This is a genomic window from Oceanobacillus sp. FSL H7-0719 (assembly GCF_045040795.1).
In the GTDB taxonomy this organism is placed as follows: Bacteria; Bacillota; Bacilli; order Bacillales; family Amphibacillaceae; genus Oceanobacillus.
Window position 1 is genome coordinate 2,229,289 of sequence record NZ_CP150301.1, and the last position, 23,119, is coordinate 2,252,407.

The window sequence follows — 23,119 nt, forward strand, 5'->3', positions numbered from 1 at the left end:
TAGTTTAGAAGATATAAAAGCCAGTGGGAGCAAGAAAAGCGATGAAACTGTCCATGAAAACATCTCTATAAGACAATACCAGCAAAAAAACGGGGAAACTGTCCATGAGAGCCTCTCTATAAGACAGTACCAGCAAAAAAACGGGGAAACTGTCCATGAGAGCCTCTCTATAAGACAGTACCAGCAAAAAAACGGGGAAACTGTCTATGAGCACCTCTCTATTAGACAATACCAGCAAGATAAGCGGTAAAACTGTCCATGAGAGCCTCTCTATAAGACAATACCAGCAAAAAAACGGGGAAACTGTCTATGAGAACGCCATCTGTCCAAAAAAACAGAGTTACTCTCAATTAAAATTATCAGCACTTTTTATCAACTATTAAAAGTTAACATGAAATGCTTTCTATTTTATACTGTTCGGCTTTTGTATTGTTGGCATTCGTTATGTCTCTGTCTTTATAAATAGAGAATATCAAATGCTTGCTTCTTTCTCTGCAGCTAACTGTTTCCAGCTTACATATCATCTTAAATCTATCTTCTTTTTTCTTTGAGGTTTCATCCAAGTCCTGTTAGGCTAAAAGAAATGTACCAACTTTTATACAGAAAGGGTATTCAGCCGAATGATTTCATTTGAAAATGTTACTAAAAAATACAATAGTGATACAGCTGCAGTCGATGCACTCAGCTTTACAGTACAACAGGGCGAATTTTTTGTTTTAATTGGTCCAAGTGGCAGTGGAAAGACGACTACACTAAAAATGATTAACCGCCTCATCCCCTTAACAAAAGGGACAATTTATATTGATGGAAAGAGAATCAGCGACTATAAAATCGACGAACTTCGCTGGAATATTGGATATGTTTTACAGCAGATTGCGTTATTTCCCCATATGACAATTGAAGAAAATATTGCCATCGTGCCAGAGTTAAAACAGTGGAATAAAGAAAAAATCCAGAACCGTGTAACTGAATTATTGGATATGGTAGGTCTTGACCCGGCTACGTACCGAAACCGGATGCCCCATGAACTTTCTGGCGGCGAACAGCAGCGTGTTGGCGTTGTCCGGGCTTTAGCGGCCGATCCGGAAATCATCTTAATGGACGAGCCTTTCAGCGCATTAGATCCAATCAGCCGGGAAAGGCTGCAAGAAGATATTATCCATCTGCAGCGTTCGATTAAGAAGACGATCGTGTTTGTCACTCATGATATAAAAGAAGCGATTAAGCTGGCAGATCGGATTTGTTTAATGCAGGATGGCAAGGTCATTCAGCTGGGAACACCAGATGAACTGATTAACGAGCCGGCAAATGACTTTGTCAGCGATTTTGTTGGAGGGGTCCATCATCCAGAAACACATTTTGACCTGGAGAAGTTCATCCGCCCCCTGCCTTTGCTGACGGAACAGCATATCCCAGCTATCTCCGCTTCAGCACCATTAGCTGAAGTGTTGGAACAATTAGCGGAGCATGATTATCTTTCCGTTGAAAAAGCTGGAATGCCAATTGGCGTTGTGGACAGACAAATGATGATCCATTATTTCTCTCAACATATGATTGAAGGGGGAAATAACAATGACTAATTTTATAGAAGTATTTCAAAATCGCCAGGATGAACTGTTTCAAGCACTCCTTGAACATATTCAGATTTCTTTTATTGCCCTGTTTTTTGCAGTGTTAATTGCTGTTCCACTCGGCATTTATTTAACGAAGAAAGCGCGCATGGCAGAGAGCATCATTGGGATTGCTGCGATGCTGCAGACGATTCCTTCCTTGGCTTTATTGGGCCTGTTCATTCCATTGCTTGGAATTGGCAAAATCCCTGCTATTATTGCCTTAGTCATCTATGCCCTGCTCCCCATTCTCCGAAACACGTACACAGGGATAAAAGAAGTCGATGCCTCTTTAATCGAGGCAGCTATGGCAATGGGGATGAACACAAGGAAAAGATTGCTGAAAGTGGAATTGCCACTCGCCATGCCAGTTATGATGGCAGGTATTCGGACTGCGATGGTGTTAATTATCGGAACTGCGACCCTTGCTGCATTGATTGGCGCAGGAGGTTTAGGGGATCTTATCCTGCTCGGAATCGATCGTAATAACTCTGCCCTTATTGTGCTTGGAGCAATCCCGGCGGCCTTACTTGCAATTCTCTTTGACATTGTATTACGGGGAATCCAGAAGCTTTCTTATAAAAAGTCACTTGCAACAATTGGAATCATTGCCGTCTTAACGATTGGCATCTCTGTCGTCCCCCATCTGATTAAAGGAGACGAAGACAGCCTTGTCATTGCAGGTAAATTAGGCTCGGAACCGGAGATTTTAATTCATATGTACAAAATTCTAATTGAAGACGAAACAGATTTAATCGTGGAATTAGAGCCTGGTCTTGGAAAAACGAGCTTTTTATTCAATGCTCTCGTTTCAGGTGATATTGATATTTATCCTGAATTTACTGGTACGATCATTACGCAATTTTTAAATGATACAGCGTTAAGCAATGATAAGCAGGAAGTATACGAACAAGCACGGTCTGGCTTATCCGAAGATCACAATCTTGTTTTATTAGAACCAATGCAATTTAATAATACGTATGCATTAGCTGTATCCGAAACATTTGCTGAAGAGCATAAAGCAGAAACAATTTCTGATTTACGAGGTTTGGAAAATGAAATAGCTGCTGGATTCACCTTAGAATTTACCGACCGCGAAGATGGTTATATCGGAATCCAAGAGCTGTATCATCTCGAATTTCCCAACCTTGTAACGATGGAACCGAAGCTCCGTTACACAGCAATTGAACAAAATGATATTAATTTACTGGATGCCTATTCGACAGATAGCGAATTGCGCCGCTACAATCTCACCGTACTGGAGGACGATTTAGAACTATTCCCTCCTTATCAAGGCGCGCCATTAATGAGAAAGGAAACACTCGAAGAATACCCTGAGCTGGAAGGTGTTTTAAATCAGCTGGCTGGAAAAATAACCGACGACGAAATGCGGGAAATGAACTATCAAGTAGCTGTAGAGGGCAGAAGTGCAGCTGAGGTCGCACAGGAATTTCTTGAGGGGAACGGGATGAGATAACTCCTCCCATTAAATAACCGAGGCAGCTTTCATTAAAGAGGAAGCTATCTCGGTTATTGTTAGGATGAGCGGATTCTCGTATAAGCGGGTACAAATGGACCGATCTTATGGAAAATCTCAGCACTGCTTCCTTAAACTGAAATACATGAATTGATTACAACTGCACCAACCCGCCAAACAGCCATACCAAACTGCCGCTAACAAGGCCAACAGCAATTGCAGCAACAAAACCAATATAAAATGGTTTTAAGCCGAGCCCTTTAAACATCTTAAAATTCGTTGACAGTCCTACCCCTGCCATCGCAATTCCGAGAAGGTATGTCGTTCCGAACGAGCTAAGATTTGTATAAAGACTGCTCCAGCTGTCCGGAGCGACTAATCCGAATGCGCTTCCTGTACTGTCCAAGGTTGCGTCCCCAGCCGTACGCAAAATAGAGAGAATCAGAAAGCCAATAACGAATAGCGGAATAAAGGTGTACCATTTTGGCAGGCTGTGGTCTTTGCCTTCCGTTTGGCTGGCATGCGCTTTTGACTTACTAAAAAATAAATAAGATAAGAAAGGGATAATCGCAATAATAAATAAATTTCTGGTCAGCTTCGTAACAGTTGCCGTCTCTACCACTTGATGCGTCTGGAAAAGTTGATCATAAATCAATGCTGCACCTGTAACCTGTGCCGTATCATGAATGGCTGTGCCTAAAAACAACCCTGCTTTGACCGCGTCATTTGCAAACAGAAAATTTGCCAAGAATGGATACACCAACATTCCTGTTAATCCAAATAATGTAATATTAGCTACTGCATAAGATATCTCATTCTCCTTCGCCCTGATTACAGGTGAGGTCGCCATAATCGCAGTCACGCCGCAAATACTCGTGCCACTGGCAATTAAAGTTGCAAGCCGCATGGACTGATTCATCTTCTTAGCTAAAAAAAGTGTCACAAACAAACCGGCAGATATACAGGCTATAATGAGAGGTACCCCGAATGCTCCCAGTTTCAGTGCCTCCATTAAGCTTAATCGAAGGCCGAGCAGAATAATCCCTGCCCGTAATACATATTTCATAGAAAAAGAGATTCCTTTTACGAAAACATCGGAAAGCCCAATCAGATTTCGAATCATAATACCAAGTATAATTGCAACAAAGATTCCCGAAATCGGTGTCTGACTGCTTTCAGATAACAGACCGGCAGACTTTAAACCTTCCCCAATCAGCTCTGCCCCGTATATCCCACCGAGCATGACTGCAATACATAGCAAAAGCCCAGGCAATATGTTTAATAAAAAGTGCGGTTTATTTTTTGTCATTGTTTTCTCCAAGGGAATCTACCCTCCTATCTGCCTTTTAAATGCCAATTTCTGGGATACATTGCCCTGTTCACACTGCCGATTAATGATTAATTTATATTAAAACATGAAACAAATAAGGAATCAATGCATTCGGAAAAGTGAACGATTGTAAAAAGCTGATTACATTAAAGCCAAATCAAGCCGATATAAAGCATGAGTTAATAGTAAACATAGGCTTGGTTGGAGGGATTCTATTGTTAAGAAAATTTGCTTGGCATAATATTAAGATTGGCGGTAAATACACTGTTGTATTTTCCTTTATGGCATTAGCATTCATTGCATCCATCTTTATCACGTTTTCCTTTTTACAGACAACGGATAACAGAATGCAGGATACGACTGCGAAAAATGAGATTTCGAGCGATGCAGGGGAACTTGTTTCAATTTACCAAGAGAAGTATTTATTTATCCCGGAATATATCTTGTTATCCGATGATGAGATGCTTTCACAGTATATGGATAAAAGTATAGAATTTGTGGAAGTGGCTAAAAACATTAAACCTCTCTTAAATAAACAGCAGTTATCAAGCTTTGACCAAATGATTGCAAACAATCATGAATTGGATCAATACTTCTTCAGCATGATTGTTCCTAATGTACAGCAAATCAATACAGATGAATTTGCTGAACTGCAGGAGGTTGCAAATGCACTTAAAAATGAGACTGCAGAATTAGGTCAGCAGCTCATGGACACTGCAAACGAAGAAAGTGAAAAATCATTAAGCACGGCGCAAAGTGATTTGAAGAAAGTTATGTTTATTTTAATCCTCTCTGCAGCAGTTTCAATTATTATTTCGATTATATTATTATTCTTTATCAGCCGAAATATCAGTGGCGGTTTACGCAATATTGTTCAGCATAGCGGCGAAATTGCGAGTGGAAATCTGAATATTAAACCATTGCCTGTCAAGGGGGAAGATGAACTCGCACAACTGTCAACCGCAATGAATCATATGGGAAGCAGTTTACGTGAAATGATTTCTGAGATTCAGGATCTTTCAAAAGAAGTGGATCAGCAGAGCGCGGCATTACTGGAATCTTCTGTGGAAGTAAATGCTGGCAGTGAACAAGTTGCTACTACGATTGAAGAAATGGCGAAAGGTGCAGCCAGCCAAGCAGATAATTCTGTAGAGATTTCTGAGAGCACACAGCAATTCAGCCTAGAAGTCATTCGCGCTGGTGAGCATAGCAATGAACTAAATACATTTTCCAATGAGGTGCTCACCGCATCGACAAGCGGCGATAAGCTCATGAAGGAAACGATTCAGCAAATGGTCGTTATTCATGAAATAATGAAAGAATCATTAGAAAAGATTACAAGTCTTGAGAACAAAACACGATCAATTACAGAACTCGTCGATGTGATACAGTCTATCGCAGATCAAACGAGCTTGCTGGCATTGAATGCTTCAATTGAAGCAGCAAGAGCAGGCGAAGCAGGTCTCGGGTTTACTGTTGTAGCAACAGAAGTCAGAAATCTGTCCGATGGAGTTGCTCAATCCGTCACCAAAATCAGTGATATCGTGTTTTCGATAATAGAAGAAACAGCCCAAATATCCGAGGAGCTAAACCATGGCTATACGGAAGTGGATAAAGGCGCTGAACAAATGGGGTTAACTGGGGAAAGCTTTTCTGAAATTAATGTAAAAGTAGAAGAGATGACAGGTAAAATAGAAACAATATCAAACATTTTCCAAACCATTGAAACCTCCAGCAACACGATCAACGAATCTGTCGAACAGATTGCCGCAATTTCTGAGGAATCTGCTGCAGGATCAGAAGAAATATCAGCATCCGTACAGGAGCAAGCGAAGTCGGTGGATACGATTTCTTCAAGTGCAAAAGAATTGGCCGGCATGGTTGAGAGAATGAATGGATTGATTCAAAGATTTAAACTCTAATTTTTCTTGTAAAGGAGCAAAATAAAGTGAATTTATTCGCCAAACATAGAGGATTCAAATGGATTGTTTTTAGCTTATTGCTATGTCTCGTTATGGCAGGATGTTCAGATTCTGACAGTGCTTCATCTAAAAAACCGTCAGAAAATGAAAAAATAAAACTTGTTGATGACGAAGAAAAGGTATATGTAGGTTTTATTCTTGATACCCTTCGTGATGAACGCTGGTATGGAGATAAGGAAGCCTTTGAAAATGAAATCATTAACTTAGGCGGAAATGTAAAGACACTTGCAGCAAATGGCCATACGGAAGTACAAATTAAACAAGCAGAGCTCTTGATTGAAGAAGGTGTGGATGTTCTAGTTGTGGTACCTTTCGATGGAGAAGCTGCTGCACCAATTGTTGAATTAGCACACGAAGCAGGAATCAAAATTATCTCGTATGATCGTTTAATCAGAAATGCAGCTGTTGATTACTATATTTCTTTTGATAACACAAGGGTAGGAGAACTTCAGGCAGAAGAAATTCTAAAACATGCTCCTGAGGGAAATTATGTGTATATAGGTGGTGCTGAGTCTGATAATAATGCTGTTTTATTAAGGGATGGAGCAATGAACATTCTGCAGCCACTTGTTGATTCTGGAGATATAAATATTATCTTTGATCAGTATACAGACAATTGGGAGCCAGCTATAGCCGAGCAAAACATGAAAGAGATTTTAAGTGAAAACAGTGGTCAGGTCGATGCGGTTATCGCAGCAAATGATGGAACAGCAGGAGGAGCAATCCGCGCACTGGAAGCAGCACAATTAGCTGGAGAAATTCCAGTATCTGGCCAGGATGCTGAAAAAGATGCACTTGACCGGATAAAAGCCGGAACACAAACAATGACTGTTGAAAAACCAATGGAAGTTATTGCAGTACAAGCCGCTGAAATGGCAATGAAATTGGCAAACGGTGAAGATATTCAGACAGATACAACCGTAAATAATGGCCAAGAAGATATCCCAGCTATCTTGCTCGATCCACAAATACTCACAAAAGAAAATATTAAATAAGCACGGTAATTCGTGCAGCATTTTTTATTAGATTCACAAGTAAGGATAAGCCAAAATAAGAAGATAGGGACATAACTAATACCAACGCCATCAAAGAGAAACCAATTAACGTTACCTTTCAGTAGTTGATAAAAAATGCTGATACTTTTAATTCAGAAGTAACTCTGTTTTTCTGGACAGATGGCGTTCTCATAGACAGCTTCATCGCTTTTCTTGCTGGTACTGTCTGATAGAAAGTCAAGTCCATATTCCTGTGTAAATTCACTATTCCTCTTTGATAGTCTTTAACCAGGTTATATATTAAATTTTATTTGTTTGGAAAGGGTACCCTTTCCAAACAAATAAAATTTTCGCGCGCGTTTTGGTGGGGGCGATTTACTTGTAAAGCACTTTTTTCTTTTGTTCGGCCACATCATAGTCCATCAAAATGGAACCAATTAGCCTGAATGCAGATTGATTATTCGGAAAAATACGAATGACCCGTTCCCTTCTTCGTACTTCCTGATTTAAACGTTCTAGAGAGTTGGTGGACCTTATAAATTTATGCCGTATATGAGGCTCAGCTAGATATTGGATGGTATCTTCAAAGCCATTCTCTAAGGTCTTAATAGCTTTTTCTAATTTAGGATTGTCTTCATATTTCTTGATGAATGCATCCTTTAGGTTACGTGCTTCTGATTGACTGGCAGCATCATAGATTCGTTTGAAATCACTCTTCGCCTCCTGCATACCTTTTTTTGGCATTGCATCCAGCACATTCCGTTTAAAATGAACTGTACAACGTTGCCAAGACGTGCCAACAAATACCCTTTGAATGGCTTTTCTAAGACCTTCATGGGCATCCGAAATAACCATTTTTGGTGCCTGTAGACCACGTTTAGTTAATCGGGACAGGAAATCTTTCCAGGCTTCGTAGTTCTCTTCATGATCTACGTTAAAACCAAGCACATGCCTCTTTCCGTCTTCCCCAATAGCCGTTGCGATATAGACAGCTTTGGAGACCACTCTTTCATGTTCTCTAACCTTGATATACATGGCATCTACAAATACATAAGGGTAATAGATGTCACCAAGAGAACGATCGGCCCATTCTTCCACGACAGGATCAAGCTTATCCGTTAGAGAAGAGACAAAAGATTTAGAAACACTTTCACCGCACAGTTGTTGGACCACGTTCGTCACTTTTCGTGTGGATACACCATTCACAACCATTTCAACCAAAGCCAATAGAAAACTTTGGTCGCTGCGTTCGTACTTTTCAAAGGCAGTTGTATGAAACTCTCCACTTCGCGTGCGAGGAACCCGTAAAGGAACGTTACCTATGTTCATAAGAAATTCCCGTTCGTAATAGCCATTTCGGTAGTCACGACGCTCAGCGGAACGTTCATAAGATTGGGCATTCAAATAGTCCGACTGTTCCTGTTTCATGTATTCATTTAGAATCAGAACCATCGTTGATTTTAGAATATCATCAAGACTAGATTCTAGGATTTTCTCTTTTAAATCATCAAAATTTAGGGTAAACTGAATGTGAGTCATTATTAATTCCTCCTTGAATTGTTTTTGTGGTTAAAAACATTGTATCAAAGGAATTAATATGGCTCATTTTTTATGTCTTGAGTCTTTATCAATTTACACAATTATAAGGGCTTAATCTGATAGAAAGCTGCTCATCGACGGTTTCATCGCTTTTCTTGCTGGTACTGTCTGATAGAAACGTTCTAATAGACAGTTAAACGTTTTTCTTGCTGGGACTGTCTGATAGAAACGTTCTAATAGACAGTTAAACGTTTTTCTTGCTGGCACTGTCTGATAGAGAGCTGCTCATCGACGGTTTCAACGCTTTTCTTGCTGGTACTGTCTGATAGAAAGCTGCTCATCGACGGTTTCATCGCTTTTCTTGCTGGTACTGTCTGATAGAGAGGCGCTCATCGACGGTTTCAACACTTACCTTGCTAATTCTGTCTGATAGAGAGGCTCTAATAGACAGTTCAACGCTTTTCTTGCTGGCACTGTCTGATAGAGAGCTGCTCATCGACGGTTTCAACGCTTTCCTTGCTGGGACTGTCTGATAGAAGCGTTCTAATAGACAGTTAAACGTTTTTCTTGCTGGCACTGTCTGATAGAAACGTTCTAATAGACAGTTCAACGCTTTTCTTGCTGGGACTGTCTAATAGAAACGTTCTAATAGACAGTTCAACGCTTTTCTTGCTGGCACTGTCTGATAGAAAGCTGCTCATCGACGGTTTCATCGCTTTTCTTGCTGGTACTGTCTGATAGAAACGTTCTATAGACAGTTCAACGCTTTTCTTGCTCTCACTGACTTTTATATATTCTGAACTAAATTAATCAGCACTCTATAAAAAATCCGAACGATTTAAAATATCGTTCGGATTTTAATCTATTCTTTATCTTATGTCCCAGCTTCCTTATTTAAACTCAACCCTTTTACTCCATTCCATGTCTACTTCAATTTCAGTTTCATCGCTTCAGCCATCTTTTTCGGCAGGTCTGTATTATCAAGGAATCCAGAAAATTTATCCGCTTGTGGGCCGTAAGCATAGACAGGAATATCTGCTCCTGTATGATTCGTGCTCGTCCAGCCAATATTTGCACGGTCACTTATTACCGTATTAATAGCCAGTGCAGCATTGTCTGCATCTTGAATTGCTTGAATCTCTTCGTTTGTTAATTCAAATCCTGTATATGTTTCTACTACATCACTCACGTTTGAGCGGTCTGTATCTAATGAAGCCGCCATGAAGTCACCTGTAGCAGTAATGTCACTTAATGTACCAGCATTTAAATCCATTGAATCATTGGAACCTGTTGTCATTCCGCCTGTATCATGATCACCAGCTACAACGACAAGTGTTTGGCCATCTTCTTCAGCAAAGTTAATTGCCTCTTCTACTGCCTTTTCAAATGCCTGTATTTCTGTCATCGCGTAGCCCGCATCATTCGCATGGCCTGCCCAGTCGATTTGACTGCCTTCAACTACAAGGAAGAATCCTTTCTTATTTTCATTCAGGATATCTATTGCAGCACCTGTCATCTCAGCGAGGCTCGGCTCTTCTGTTTCCGCGCGATGGAGTTCCGGAGCAAGTGCATCATCTGCAAATAATCCGAGAAGCTTTTCTCCTTTTTGAAGTGCAATATCTTTATTATTTAGTAAATCACTTTGCGTTTCAACAAATTGATATCCATTGTCCTTCGCATGCTCGATTAAGTTAACCTCTTCTTGATTTCCACCTTGAGAGGCAGGCAAGAAATTGTTCTTTCCGCCGCCGAGGATGACATCTACTTCGTTAGCAAGCAATTGCCCAGCAATCTCTGTCTCATTATTACGGCTTTCCACATGAGAAGCAAATGAAGCTGGTGTTGCATGTGTAATTGTAGAAGTTGCTACAAGGCCAGATGATTTCCCATTTTCTTTGGATGTCTCTAAAATGGTTTGAAGCTCATTTCCATCCGTATCCAGACCAATGACACCATTATTGGTTTTTACACCTGTTGCCATCGCTGTTCCGGCAGCAGCAGAATCGGTAATAGCAGAATCAGCGGAATATGTAGTGAACATGCCTTTCAGATGCTCATCCCATACAGCTTCTTCCCCTTTATAGATCCGATAGTTGCTTGCATAGTTTGCACTGAAACCATCTGGTATCATAAAGATGATGTTTTCCACCTTTTTATTGTTCCTTTCCGCATGATCCGGCTTCGCAGCATTTACCGCTCCTAAACTTAACCCAGCTAATACGATCCCAGTAATAAGCAGTACAGCAACAAGTTTTTTACCCTTATCAAACATCTAACCTCTCCTCTCAATATTTTACTTCAATCTAAGAATAACGAATAGATATTGAAGAGAGATTAAGAGCTAGTTAAAATAGTATAAATTTTTTTAGGAATAAAATACCATCCTTCCATTATCCGGTTCTTAAGGAGGGCATATATAAGTTCAATTCTATATCCAAATACCTACTTATAAAAAAGCTGCCTTGTATACGTATTCTCCCTGCAAGAGGGATTCCGTATCAAGGCATCTTCTTTTACATACTATTTCCTGTTGCTTATTTTCTATTCCAGAAACGGGCTTTCGCGATTGCAGCGACAAATTCCTCTGCAAAGTTCTTGTTATCTCCAGCAAATACAATTCCAGATGCAGCATCTTTACTTGGAGCTGTGAAATACTTTTCTCCTGTAGTTGCGATTCCGATCGGCTTAAAGTATTTATACTGGTTATTTACAAACTCTTTCACATGGTTATCAAATACCTGCTGTTCTTTGCTTTCTCCGCCAACAACATACAGACTGTCAAAGAGCGTCGGATGTGCAGTCAGAAAAGTATCTGTCACTTGGAGCGGCATTCCTTTCGCCCCTTTCACTTCGCCAAGCTGATTACTGACGACATGGACGAATACACCTTGTTTTTGAAATTCGCTTAAAGTTTTTTCTACTTCTTCCTCATTAAAGCCATCCCCAATCAAGACAGCAACTTTTCTTGTTGAAGCCGAATGCGGCATATTTTCCAGACTGATTGCTTCAGAGCTTTCATTTACAGCAACATGGGATCCTGCTGGATGCTCGACACCAAGTTTATCAGCAAGTGCTGTCGCCATTTCTTTATCGACATTCACCCACATATTAACATTCTGCTCACGTACAGACTGTGACTTCACCTTTTGCAAGTGGAATGTCAGTGTTTCCAGCAGATCCTTCTTCTCTACAGCTGATAAACTGTTCCAGAACATACGTGGTTGGGAAAAGTAATCTTCGAAGGAATCACTCGGAACCTCCCTTGTATTATGCCCTTCCACATTTTCAGGATAGTTAACATAGCCGCCCTCTTCTTCACTCGCTTCTCCCGGTGTGTTTCCTGCAAGGGAGTTATTGTGATAATGAACAGCGTCTGTATCAACTGGATGCTTCTGATAGCTGTTTCTAAGGTTCGTATTTGTTTGATTAATCGGCCGGTTTATTGGAATATCATTGATATTGGCCGAACCTTGGCGGTAAAGTTCCGTATCACGGTAAGCAAAAGCTCTTCCCTGAAGAACTGGATCATTCGTGACATCAATTCCAGGTACAAGGCTGCTCGGATCAAATGCAGCTTGCTCTTCCTCCGCAAAGAAGTTATCAACGAGCCGGTTTAAGGTCATTTTTCCAATTAGTTCAACGGGAACAACTTCTTCAGGCCAAAACTTCGTATCGTCCAATATATCAAAGTCATACTTAAATTCATCTTTTTCTTCAATCAGCTGAACACCGAGCTCATACTCAGGAAAGGCTCCTTTTTTCACTGCTTCAATCATATCGTTGCGGTGGAAGTCTGGGTCAATTCCGCCAATAATATTCGCTTCATCTAAGAGCAGTGAATGAACCCCGAGCTTCGGCTGCCATTTAAAGCGGACAAAAGTGGATTTTCCTTGTTCATTAACAAAACGGAATGTATTAATTGGCCAGCCCGCCATCGTACGCCAGCTTCTTGGGCGTCCGCGCATGGACATCAGCCACGTTACCATATGTGCGGATTCCTGGTTATTTGCAACATAATCCCAGAAGTTATCATGAGCTGTTGTTGCTTGCGGAATATCTGTAGCAGGATTTGGTTTCGCTGCATGAACAACATCCATGAATTTCATTGCATCTGACACAATAAACACTGGGAATTGAAGGGATAATGAATCATAGTTTCCTTCTTCAGTATAAAATTTTACAGCAAAGCCGCGAATATCTACTGCTGTATCCTTCGAACCCTTGCTTCCCTGGAAGGTAGAAAAACGAGTAAATACAGGCGTTTTTCGTCCCGCTTCCTGCAAGAAATGAGCCTTCGTCAAATGTTTAAGTGATTTATACGTTTCAAACTCACCATGTACACCAAAACCACGAGCATGGACTACCTTTTCAGGAATACGCTCCCGGTTGAAATGCGTCTGTTTTCTATAAAAATGGAAATCATCATAGAGCAAAGGACCGCGTTTTCCTGCTCTTAAAGTCGTTTCGGTATTCGATACGTTCACACCATTATCATCCGTCAGTTTTTTGTCCTCGCCAGTATTTTCTTTACGTTCCTGATTGAGCTGTGCATCCTTCTTGTCTGCTGGTTTCTGTTCGTATTTCTCATTCTTTTCATTTTCCATGTTTATACACATCCTTTGGCACAACTATTTTTTACACATAGTTGACTCTTTCCCGGCCACATCCCTTCCTAAACAGGTCTTTAAACGAAAGCGGAATTACGCTGAAATCAACTCATCCGAGTAAACGCGAAACTTTCGGAAATTCTATTTCTAAGGAGGTGTTTGAGATGACTGACAAAAACCTTAAATCGTTTAAGGGACAGGTCATGAAAGCAAATGGGTATAAAGTGGATCGTAATAATCCAGATAATGTAAAGTATGAAGTTGCTGAGGAACAAGGCATTCCATTGGAAAAAGGAGATAATGGGGAACTTACCTCAAGGCAAGCAGGAAAAGTTGGCGGGCCTATTGGCGGCAATATGGTAAAAGAAATGATTCAAATGGCGAAGGAACAGATAACAAAGAAATAACAAAAATCCCTGCTGACTCCCGTTTACATCGTTGAGCCAGCAGGGACATATTTTTTTATTTGGATTGATTCTTTTTCCGAATCTGTTCCGGATCTGTATTACTATAAATCTCCGTTCCATGGCCTCCGGTCGTCCTTGCAATATATTCCTTTGCCTCATTATAAGACATGCCAGATTGTGCATTTGCCCGTTTTACAGCTGCGATATCTGTACCTGCTGCTGTTTTGCCATTTTTCATAAGGTCACCTCTTTCTCTCGGTGATCTTAGCTTTTCCAGACAGGCAGGAATTAAAAAGACAATTCTTCCCTTTCTATCGTCCAATCTGTATTATGGTTTATTCGTTTTATTTTCCTGTTCCTTTTTCACTCTATCCATATATTCTTTCATACGCTTTTTATCAGGGGTCATTGTTAAACCAAGGTTTTTTCTTTCCTGGTTGGCATCTTTATACAAGGCAGCCGCCATTAATAAAACGACAATACTAAACGGCAACGCGGATATAATTGCCGCAGATTGTAATGCATCTAACCCAGTTTGTCCGCCAGCTAACAGCAATACATAAGCAATTGCAGATAGCGCTACACCCCAGATTACTTTTATAAAGCTTGCAGGGTTTAACCTGCCAAAAGATGTCTGCATCCCTAAAACAAAGATGGCAGAATCGGCCGAGGTAATAAAAAAGGATGAGACAAGTATCACAGTAAGAATCGAGATAATGGTGCTGAAGGGCAGTTCATTGAACACGCCAAATAACTGCGTTTCAGGCGGCATCCCAAATATATGTGGAGCATTTTGCGCCACTTCAACCCCTGTTAAACCAAATGCACTAAACCAAAAGATACTTACAAAGGTTGGCACAAGCAGGATTGCTATGACAAACTCGCGGATTGATCTGCCTCGGGAAATTCTCGCAATAAATATACCAACAAACGGACTCCAGCTCATCCACCAGCCCCAATAATAAATCGTCCAGGAATACATCCATTCCTGTTTCTGCGGATTTAATGGTGCGACATCCAAACTATGGAATACCAATGTATTCAGATAATCGCCAGTCGCACTTGTCATCATATTTAAAATGAGCAAAGTTGGTCCAAGGACTAAGACAGCCAGAAACAAAAGACCAGCTAAAATCATATTTAAATTACTTAAATACTGAATCCCTTTACTTAATCCACTCCAGGCACTGTAGATGAATAACACCGTAACAACAGCGATAATAATGCCCTGGACCAATTCATTATAAGGTATACCAAAGAGGTAACTTAATCCCCCATTGATTTGCATTGCCCCGATTCCTAAAGAAACAGCCACACCAATAATCGTTGCAAATACGGAGAGCACATCAACAATCGTACCAATCGGTCCATCGACTCTATCCCCTAAAATAGGCCGCAATGTTTTAGATAATAAGCCAACCTCTCCTTTTCTAAACTGGGAATATGCCAGCGAAAGTGCCACAATACCATAAATCGCCCATGGATGGAATCCATAATGCAAGAAAGTTGACCGCATTGCTTCAGCCATCGCGGCCGTTGTTTCCGGCGTTGCAGTAGGAGGAGCCAGAAAATGTGAGATTGGTTCAGCTGCTCCATAAAACACTAAACCAATCCCCATGCCAGCACTAAATAACATCGCCAACCAGGAAATTGTTTTGAAATCAGGTTTGTCATGTGGTTTACCCAGCTTGAGCTTTCCAATCGGACTAAGCCCCAGGAATATACAAAAGAATAAAATTAAAGTAAAGACCGTCATATAATACCAACCGAAATTCTTTGTAATCCAGTCACCAATCGCGCCTGTTACTTCCCCAAATCCCTCAGGAAATACAGCGCCCAGAAGCACCAATATACCGACTATGATGGAGGCATATGTGAACACACTGGAAAAATGTTTTCTTTTTTCACTCATAATGAAGCTTCATCCTCTTCGTCTTTTAGTTAAACCCTTCCGCTTTTTCTATATATAATCATCAATACCCATATCCTAACTTTAATATCCTTTATTTGCATCAAATCTATACAGTTTTAGATAAATTAAATCTTATCTTATTTGTTTTATGTAACTTTTAACAGTTTCTTTTTGCGATGAGCACTGCCTTAACGACCGTTTTAGATTGAGCGCGATTCATTCGGCAGATTAAATAATAGAAAAAAATTGCTTTAATGAATATGAAAACATAAAAAAGGCCCTCTAGTCAAATGACTGAAGAACCTTTTCAACGTGCATAGTAAGAAATAGATCGCATTAGGAAGAAAAACGGTCACTTTGTTTTTCGCCCTTTTTATCTTTTTCAAACAGCATAATCAACCCAGGAAGCAAAACGCCTCTGACCAAGAAGGTATCGATTAAAATGCCTACTGCTACGATGAAGCCAAAGACAAATAATAATTGAATTGGCTGTGTCATCAGAACAGCGAATGTTGCAGCAAGGATCAACCCTGCTGAAGAAATAACGCCGCCAGTATTTGCCACAGCAATTTCTACTGCCTCTTTAACAGGATGCTGCTTTCTCTCTTCTAAAAATCGGGAGACAAGCATGATGTTGTAGTCGATTCCAAGTGCTACCAGGAAAATAAAGGCATACACAGGAACGCGATTACTCATCGTATCAATAGCAAAGAATAAATCAATTAAAAATGTTCCTAAGCCGAGTGCTGCAAAGAATGATAATAAAATTGTTCCCATCATATAAACAGGCATTCGGATTGATTTTGTTAAAAAGATTAACATGACGAAAATCAATATTGTTTCAAGGGAGACAATCAGAATCAAATCCCGATTATTTAGTGAACGATCATCCACAGACGAAGCTGTATCACCTGCAAAATAAAGTTCCCCTTCAAGCTTGCTGCTCGATAGAATTTCATCTGAATCATCTCTTATTGTCTCCAATGCATCCATTGTTTCCTGTGCATTTGGATTTTCGTCAAATGTCATGCTATAGGAGATGACTTTATTATCGTCTGTCACTCCGTCAACACGAACTTGATTTACAAGCGGCTGGTCCAGAAGCGTATTTAATAATTCACTCTGCTCCGCTTCACCGACTGCATCACTTGCTTCAAATAAAACAGTTGTAGGCGCTAAATCGCCTGCAGCAAAGTTTTCCTCCAGAATCTCATAGCCAACACGTGATTGCATATCATCCGGGAAAGACTTTAACATATCAAATTCATATTCCATATTAAAAATATTACTTGCAGTGATAAAGATAAACAATATAATAATTGTGACTGCTGCAGCTGGTCTCTTTGTAACTGCACGCCCAATTTTACTCCATGCAGAGTTATTTTTAATATGTTTATCCCCTACACGAGGGATAACAGGCCAAAATGATTTTCTGCCAAACAGCGTGAATAATGCTGGAACAAGCGTGACAGAAGCGAGCATAATAACAATGAATGTCGTTCCAAAGATTGGCGCAAAGTTACGATAATCTTCCAGTGATGCAAAGATTAAAATAATCATCGCCGCAAAAATAGTTGCCCCTGAATAGAAGACAGGCAAGCCCATTCCTCTCATCGCAGCTTTCATTGCTGCATATTTATCATCATGACTTTTCAGTTCTTCTCTAAAACGGGAGAATATAAATAGAGAATAATCAATAACAGCTGCAAATAATAAAATCGTCATGATGGATACGGATTGGGTGCTCATCACCAGCCCTGAATCTCCGAGTATTCCTAAAATCTGCATGACAGCTTGCAGAACAATACCTGCTGCCAGTAAAGGAATAAATGCTAAGAGCGGGGAACGGTAAATTACCACAAGCAGTACAAGAATAATTCCTACTGTAGCCATAATTAAAACAAGGTCTGCACGTGAAAATAACTCAGATGTATCTGTCGCAATTCCCGCAGGACCTGTCACATGAAGGGTTAAATCTGAATTCTCTTCAACCAATGCATGAATCTCATGTAATGATTCTTTTATATCCGGTGTATCCAGTAAATTAGAAAAATTTAATGGAATAAAAGCAGTTGAGCCGTCCTCTGACAGGAAACTTTCTGCAGCCTGCGGAGGCAATTTCTCAAATGGGATAACTTCCTCTACACCATGAATATCATTTTCTTCCATTTGAGCCGTAATTTCTCCAAGCTGTGCAGGATCTACTTCATCGCCTTCATTATGCTGAAAGACAAGGATTGCTGGAATCAGATCACTATTCCCAAAATAAGTTTCTATCTTTTCACGGGCAAGGAGGGATTGTGCATCCTCTGGCAATGTTTCAATACTCGACATTTGATAGTCACGAACACTTGGTGCAAAAATGCTTAAAAGGACAACAGCTAAAATCCAAATACTTAACGTAACAGCTGTCCCTTTTTTTGTTGCCACACGGTCTGTAATAGCAGATAAGACTTTTTTCATCCAAACTTTCCTTTCATTTAACAAAGTGACACATACGTCACTTTAGTCAATATTACGTCCATCATTTATTATTATTCAATGTGACACAAGTGTCAACATCTATTTATTGAACATTCCATGTCTAATTATTTCTTTTATTGACGCAACCCAATCACTGTGGGGAACCTGGAGATGATTAGGAATTTCTACCGTTTGAAAAATAAATCCAAGTACCAATCCATCTGGAATCGATGCCTTCAGATAGCCCTCCGCCTTTCCGGTCTGGACGAATTTTTGCAAATACATATACATATCCTGATGCAGCTTCTCTAACTGTATACGATTTGCTGTTACCTTCTCTGTACCTTCTTTCGGCATTTGGATTGCTAATCGAATGATTTCATGAATTTTCGTATCTTCAAAAATGACGTAAATTAAATAATCGAACTGTTCTTCAAAACGTTCATATCCATTGATTTTCTGTAAACGAACCAGAAATAAATTCATTTCATCTACCATATAATCCGTGATGAGTTCATCTTTATTTTCATAGTATTTATAAATTGTTGGTCTGGCAGCGTTTAAGCGCTTTGCCAAAACACTAAAAGTAAAACCAATATAACCGCTTTCTACAAGTGTATCTTTTGTAGCCTGAAATAATTCTTCTTTTGTAAATTTCCTTTCACGTGCCATTTCAAACATCCTTTTCAACTTGATACTTTTTTAGTGGAGGTTCTCTTGACCAATATCAACATCTTACATTATTCTCTTGCTGCTCTCTCTTTGTCAAACAATAGTATCTAAGAAAAAAGAACAGAGTGTGCCAGTTATCCTGACGCTCTGTCCTTCCTTGATTCCTAAACAATCATTCCCTAATTTAATTTGAACTGATTAACAATATCATTCAGTTCCGTTGACATGTCCTCCAGGTTGGAAGCGCGATCTGCAACATTCTCAATCGAAGCTGACGATTCTTCTGTCGCTGCAGACACTTCTTGTGCAGTGGATGCCATATTTTCATTGGAATGCTGCAAATGATACACCTTATCAACAATCTGATTGGAAATTTCCGCTTCTTCGTCTGTCATCATGGAAAGCTGATTGATTTCATTAACAATATTATTTACCGCAGCCCGAATACCTTCCAATACTGCTCCTGTCTCCTGTACAGACTGTTCCCCTGTTTCTACGCGCTGATAACTTTCTTCCGTGCTAACCAGCGTTTTCTGCACATTTTCCGTGATTTTTGAAATAATCTTCCCTACTTCAGATGCTTCCTGACTCGACTGTTCTGCTAATTTCCTTACCTCGTCTGCCACCACAGCAAAGCCTTTGCCATGTTCTCCTGCTCTTGCAGCTTCAATTGCAGCATTCAGTGCCAAAAGATTCGTTTGGTCCGCAATACTTGTGATCGATTCCGTTATTTTATGAACCTCTGTTGTATATTCATTTAGATTACGCATCATTTCTTTTGTAATGGAGGAAGACTCCTTAATTCCATCCATTTGTTGAGCCACTTCATTTACCTTCTCCAAGCCTTTTTCGGCAGTTTCCATTGTATATGTTGCACTCTTTACCATTTTCTCTGCCTTTTCACTTGATGAACGGATCAGACCAGCTAAATCATCTAAAACCTCTGATGCTTCTTTCGTCATCATCGCACCATCTGATGTACCTGAAGCTACCTCTTCCATACTTCCAGAAATTTGACTAAGTGCAATCTTCATTTCATTCATCGATGTGGAAGTATAGTTCGTATTCTGAGCTAATTCCTGTGCCGTCTTTTTGATTGTTATAATCATTTCTCTTAAGTTTTCCGTCATTTGGTTAAGATGGCTTGCTAAATCGCCAACTTCATTTTCACCAGCAGCAACTGGCTCATGTTCCCTTATATCCCCGCCTGCAACCTGACTCGTTTGTTCAATTAGTGCGGAAATTGGTTTTGTACTTCTTCTGATAATAAACAATGTCACAACTGCAGCAAGAATTAACGGAATCAGCCCGAGCAATACACCATCTTTCACAACAGTCCATGTCCGTTCCGAAACAATATCTGCATTAAAGTCTATTACACTAATAGCAATAACTTCATTCCCTGCATCATGTTCAGCAAAAATAGGAGCATAACCAGAAATACGTTCCATTCCACCAAACTCATAAATCTCTGAATAAGTTGAATGCTTCATATCGACTAATTCCTGAATCGCTTGTTCATCTATGTAAAAATCATCACCAATCTTATAACCTTGATTCTCCAAGTTATCGTCAAGGGCCAAGATTTCTCCATCTAAATTAACAATATATTGATTCTCAAATATATCTTTATGCTCAACTGTCCAATTTAATTTTTCACCGATTTCTTCTCCATTTGTTCCATTTGTTAAATTCATGATATCTTCTTCATCCAACAGGCCTGTTGTGATATTCGCACAGCCATAGGCTTCTACTCCTGCAGCCATATATAAATTTTCATATGCTGTTTTATAAGTAGTGAACGCATTAATAATCATCGTAGCAAAAATAACACCAACAATAAGGAGACCTAATCTCCATGTCAAAGTTCTTCTCATATGTACTCACCTTTCTTTATGAGTCTATTATACTATATCCACAGTGAATAATCCCAAAACTTTACAAATAATTATATGAACAATTTACTACATTTTTTAGAAATCTCTTCGAATGACCTCCAAACAGACAAATAGAAAGCATCTATATTATAATAAAGGAGGAACCATCTAAAGATAGAAATAGAGAGGAAAAAATAATGAAAAAGATTATAGCAGCACTATTTACAATCGCACTTGTGTTTTCACCAATTGGAGACTATGTTTTTCAGGATCAAGGGACAACCACAGTTGAGGCAAAATCTTATAAATCTGGGAAAAGGTCATTCAGTCCCAGCGGCGGCATCAATTCAAACAACAACAATAATTCATTGTTCCAAAAAAATAAAAAAGACTCTTCCAGTTACAATAAATCCGCTGCAAAGCAAAATACAAATAATAAAGGCGGATTCATGTCTGGCGGTCTCATGAAGGGCCTTATGCTGGGCGGACTTGCCGGATTATTATTTGGAGGACTCCTTGGAAACATGGGTATTCTCGGATCGATGCTGGGCTTACTCGTTAATGGACTGGCAATTATTTTCTTAGTATCTGTGGCAATGAGAATCTATCAATTCTTTAAGAAGAAAAAGAAAGAAGAAGCAAACGCATGGAGAAATTAGTTATTTCTGAACAAGATATCATTAATGCAATTTGTGTTTATATTTCCCGTAAAAAACAAGTAAAGCCAGAAGAAGTCGAAGTAGAATTAATGTACGATGATGATACTGGTTTTTCTGCAGAATCATTTGTACACGGCAGAAAGCAAGTGCTTATTACCTTGAATATAATCGAAGCACTGCGGTTATGGCTGGAAGAATTTTTGAACAGAGATCCTTTCGCCGGAATTAAACTGGAGCTGCATGATGAGGAAGGGATTATTGCAGTTGTGCAGCGGGCTTAACATTCATTAAAATAAACCGGGCAGAGAATGCAGCTCTCCGCCCGGTTTATTTTTGTTTAAAAGCTTCAACCCTTTCCCCTCCTTCTCTCAGTAACCTTGAAATTATGCGGCTGCTGTTAGAGAATAGATGTATAGTAACCGTTCGTTGAGAAAGGGTCATTTTATTGAAAAAAATGTTAGGTGGAAGTCGAATTATCAAAACAGGAGTAGCAATATTCCTAACCGCTTGGATTTGTGAGCTGCTTGGATGGCCGCCTGTATTTGCAGTAATTACCGCAATAGTAACCGTGGAACCCACCGTTTCTGCATCCATAAAAAAAGGTATCGTACGTTTTCCTGCTTCAGCAATCGGCTCTGCCTATGCTGTCCTATTTATATCTTTATTCGGTAACTCCCCAATTACCTATACATTAGCAGCTGTTTTGACAATAGCTACTTGTTTTAAATTAAACCTTCACGCAGGGCTGCTTGTCGCAACATTGACCTCTGTTGCAATGGTGGAAGTCATACATGAAGACTTTTTCACTTCCTTCTTAATCCGGTTAGGCACGACAACAGTTGGACTGGTTGTTTCAACAGTTGTAAACATGTTTGTGCTGCCACCAGATTACCGGGACGATATCGCACATAATGTAGAAAAGATTGCCAAACATACGGCAGAAGGGATGAAAAAGATATATACAGACATTTTAGATGGAAAAACAAATAAATTTGAGTTATTTGATTTGCTCACAAAGCTTGAAAGGGAAGTAATAGCCAACAATACACTAATCAATTTCCAAAAAGATGAATCAAAGCTTCATCCATTAGTAGCAAATGAAAAAGCTGTATTTCAAAAGATAGAAAAGAAAGCAAAGCTATTACAAAGAATGCATGATGATTTGGATAATTTACTTCTTACCCCGATTAATAAGTTGGATTGGAGTGAAGAAGAAAAAGAAATTATACGAGCAGCTGTAGATGAACTTGCGGAAAGCTTAAAGCTTGAAGACAATTTCGACATACAGAAACATCATGAAAACCAGCTCAATATCACAAAAATCTTTTGGGAGGACAATGCCAGTATTACGAAAAATACCCAAAGGCACCCAACAAAGTTTCCACCAGAATTGATTTTGTTATATGAGCTATTGTCTTTTTATAGTTTGGTGGAGAAGTTTTATGCGGAGGTTTAGGGTGGCCCGCTTTTAATTGTTGTAGTACTAAAGAAAGCTCCACATATTCAACAATATACAACTACAATTTTTATTTCTTATACCGAAAAAGTAAGTTAACACAAAGCCTAATACTATTAATGAAATTAAAAAA

Annotated in this window: 18 protein-coding genes; 8 read left to right on the forward strand and 10 right to left on the reverse strand. The window is 39.6% G+C overall.

The annotated features are described in order from the left end of the window. The first annotated feature begins 620 nt into the window (after window positions 1-620). Window positions 621-1,580, forward strand: coding sequence for an ABC transporter ATP-binding protein (locus NST93_RS11690; RefSeq protein WP_405097200.1), 960 nt, complete (start codon window positions 621-623; stop codon window positions 1,578-1,580). Next, window positions 1,573-3,087 carry an osmoprotectant update ABC transporter permease/substrate-binding subunit OpuFB gene (gene opuFB / locus NST93_RS11695; protein WP_405097202.1) on the forward strand — a complete coding sequence of 505 codons (1,515 nt, stop codon included), beginning with the start codon at window positions 1,573-1,575 and terminating at the stop codon, window positions 3,085-3,087. Before NST93_RS11690 ends, opuFB begins: the two co-directional genes overlap by 8 nt. 154 nt (window positions 3,088-3,241) lie before the next feature. On the opposite strand, the gene NST93_RS11700 is transcribed toward opuFB, so the two are convergent. Next, on the reverse strand, window positions 3,242-4,408 hold the full coding sequence (locus NST93_RS11700; RefSeq protein ID WP_405097204.1) for a YeiH family protein: 1,167 nt from the start codon (window positions 4,406-4,408) through the stop codon (window positions 3,242-3,244). A gap of 224 nt (window positions 4,409-4,632) precedes the next feature. On the opposite strand from NST93_RS11700, the gene NST93_RS11705 reads away from it, so the two are divergent. After that, window positions 4,633-6,339, forward strand: a complete 1,707-nt coding sequence (locus NST93_RS11705; RefSeq protein WP_405097206.1) for a methyl-accepting chemotaxis protein — start codon at window positions 4,633-4,635, stop codon at window positions 6,337-6,339. Between the two features lie 26 nt (window positions 6,340-6,365). After that, window positions 6,366-7,394: a sugar ABC transporter substrate-binding protein gene (locus tag NST93_RS11710; protein ID WP_405097208.1), complete on the forward strand. Its 1,029-nt coding sequence runs from the start codon at window positions 6,366-6,368 to the stop codon at window positions 7,392-7,394. Between the two features lie 375 nt (window positions 7,395-7,769). Here NST93_RS11710 and NST93_RS11715 read toward each other — a convergent pair whose 3' ends face one another. The 4 genes from NST93_RS11715 to NST93_RS11730 form a co-directional block, all read right to left on the reverse strand. After that, window positions 7,770-8,933 carry an IS256 family transposase gene (locus NST93_RS11715; RefSeq protein WP_405097210.1) on the reverse strand — a complete coding sequence of 388 codons (1,164 nt, stop codon included), beginning with the start codon at window positions 8,931-8,933 and terminating at the stop codon, window positions 7,770-7,772. 349 nt (window positions 8,934-9,282) lie between these two features. Continuing rightward, window positions 9,283-9,543: a hypothetical protein gene (locus NST93_RS11720; RefSeq protein ID WP_405097212.1), complete on the reverse strand. Its 261-nt coding sequence runs from the start codon at window positions 9,541-9,543 to the stop codon at window positions 9,283-9,285. A 315-nt stretch (window positions 9,544-9,858) separates the two neighbouring features. Beyond that, window positions 9,859-11,205 (reverse strand): alkaline phosphatase, encoded by a 1,347-nt coding sequence (locus NST93_RS11725; RefSeq protein WP_405097214.1) that lies wholly within the window; start codon window positions 11,203-11,205, stop codon window positions 9,859-9,861. 262 nt (window positions 11,206-11,467) lie between these two features. Further along, window positions 11,468-13,537, reverse strand: a complete 2,070-nt coding sequence (locus tag NST93_RS11730) for a catalase (RefSeq protein ID WP_405097216.1) — start codon at window positions 13,535-13,537, stop codon at window positions 11,468-11,470. A gap of 167 nt (window positions 13,538-13,704) precedes the next feature. On the opposite strand from NST93_RS11730, the gene NST93_RS11735 reads away from it, so the two are divergent. Next, window positions 13,705-13,947, forward strand: coding sequence for an alpha/beta-type small acid-soluble spore protein (locus NST93_RS11735; RefSeq protein WP_405097218.1), 243 nt, complete (start codon window positions 13,705-13,707; stop codon window positions 13,945-13,947). 55 nt (window positions 13,948-14,002) lie between these two features. On the opposite strand, the gene NST93_RS11740 is transcribed toward NST93_RS11735, so the two are convergent. The 5 genes from NST93_RS11740 to NST93_RS11760 form a co-directional block, all read right to left on the reverse strand. Then, window positions 14,003-14,185, reverse strand: a complete 183-nt coding sequence (locus NST93_RS11740) for a gamma-type small acid-soluble spore protein (protein WP_405097220.1) — start codon at window positions 14,183-14,185, stop codon at window positions 14,003-14,005. A 90-nt stretch (window positions 14,186-14,275) separates the two neighbouring features. Continuing rightward, window positions 14,276-15,859, reverse strand: coding sequence for a BCCT family transporter (locus NST93_RS11745; protein WP_405097222.1), 1,584 nt, complete (start codon window positions 15,857-15,859; stop codon window positions 14,276-14,278). Between the two features lie 336 nt (window positions 15,860-16,195). Further along, a complete protein-coding gene (locus NST93_RS11750) occupies window positions 16,196-18,322 on the reverse strand; it encodes an MMPL family transporter (protein WP_405097224.1) in 2,127 nt (708 codons plus the stop codon). A 99-nt stretch (window positions 18,323-18,421) separates the two neighbouring features. Then, window positions 18,422-18,994 carry a TetR/AcrR family transcriptional regulator gene (locus NST93_RS11755; RefSeq protein ID WP_405097226.1) on the reverse strand — a complete coding sequence of 191 codons (573 nt, stop codon included), beginning with the start codon at window positions 18,992-18,994 and terminating at the stop codon, window positions 18,422-18,424. Between the two features lie 179 nt (window positions 18,995-19,173). Continuing rightward, window positions 19,174-20,871 carry a methyl-accepting chemotaxis protein gene (locus tag NST93_RS11760; protein ID WP_405097228.1) on the reverse strand — a complete coding sequence of 566 codons (1,698 nt, stop codon included), beginning with the start codon at window positions 20,869-20,871 and terminating at the stop codon, window positions 19,174-19,176. Between the two features lie 197 nt (window positions 20,872-21,068). On the opposite strand from NST93_RS11760, the gene NST93_RS11765 reads away from it, so the two are divergent. From NST93_RS11765 to NST93_RS11775, 3 genes are all read left to right on the forward strand, one after another. Further along, window positions 21,069-21,530 (forward strand): hypothetical protein, encoded by a 462-nt coding sequence (locus NST93_RS11765; RefSeq protein ID WP_405097230.1) that lies wholly within the window; start codon window positions 21,069-21,071, stop codon window positions 21,528-21,530. Then, the gene (locus tag NST93_RS11770; protein ID WP_405097232.1) at window positions 21,518-21,811 is read left to right on the forward strand and encodes a YxcD family protein; all 294 of its coding nucleotides are present in this window, start codon (window positions 21,518-21,520) and stop codon (window positions 21,809-21,811) included. The genes NST93_RS11765 and NST93_RS11770 overlap by 13 nt, the downstream gene beginning before the upstream one ends. Before the next feature lie 173 nt (window positions 21,812-21,984). Next, window positions 21,985-22,986: an aromatic acid exporter family protein gene (locus NST93_RS11775; protein ID WP_405103860.1), complete on the forward strand. Its 1,002-nt coding sequence runs from the start codon at window positions 21,985-21,987 to the stop codon at window positions 22,984-22,986. Window positions 22,987-23,119: the final 133 nt, after the last annotated feature.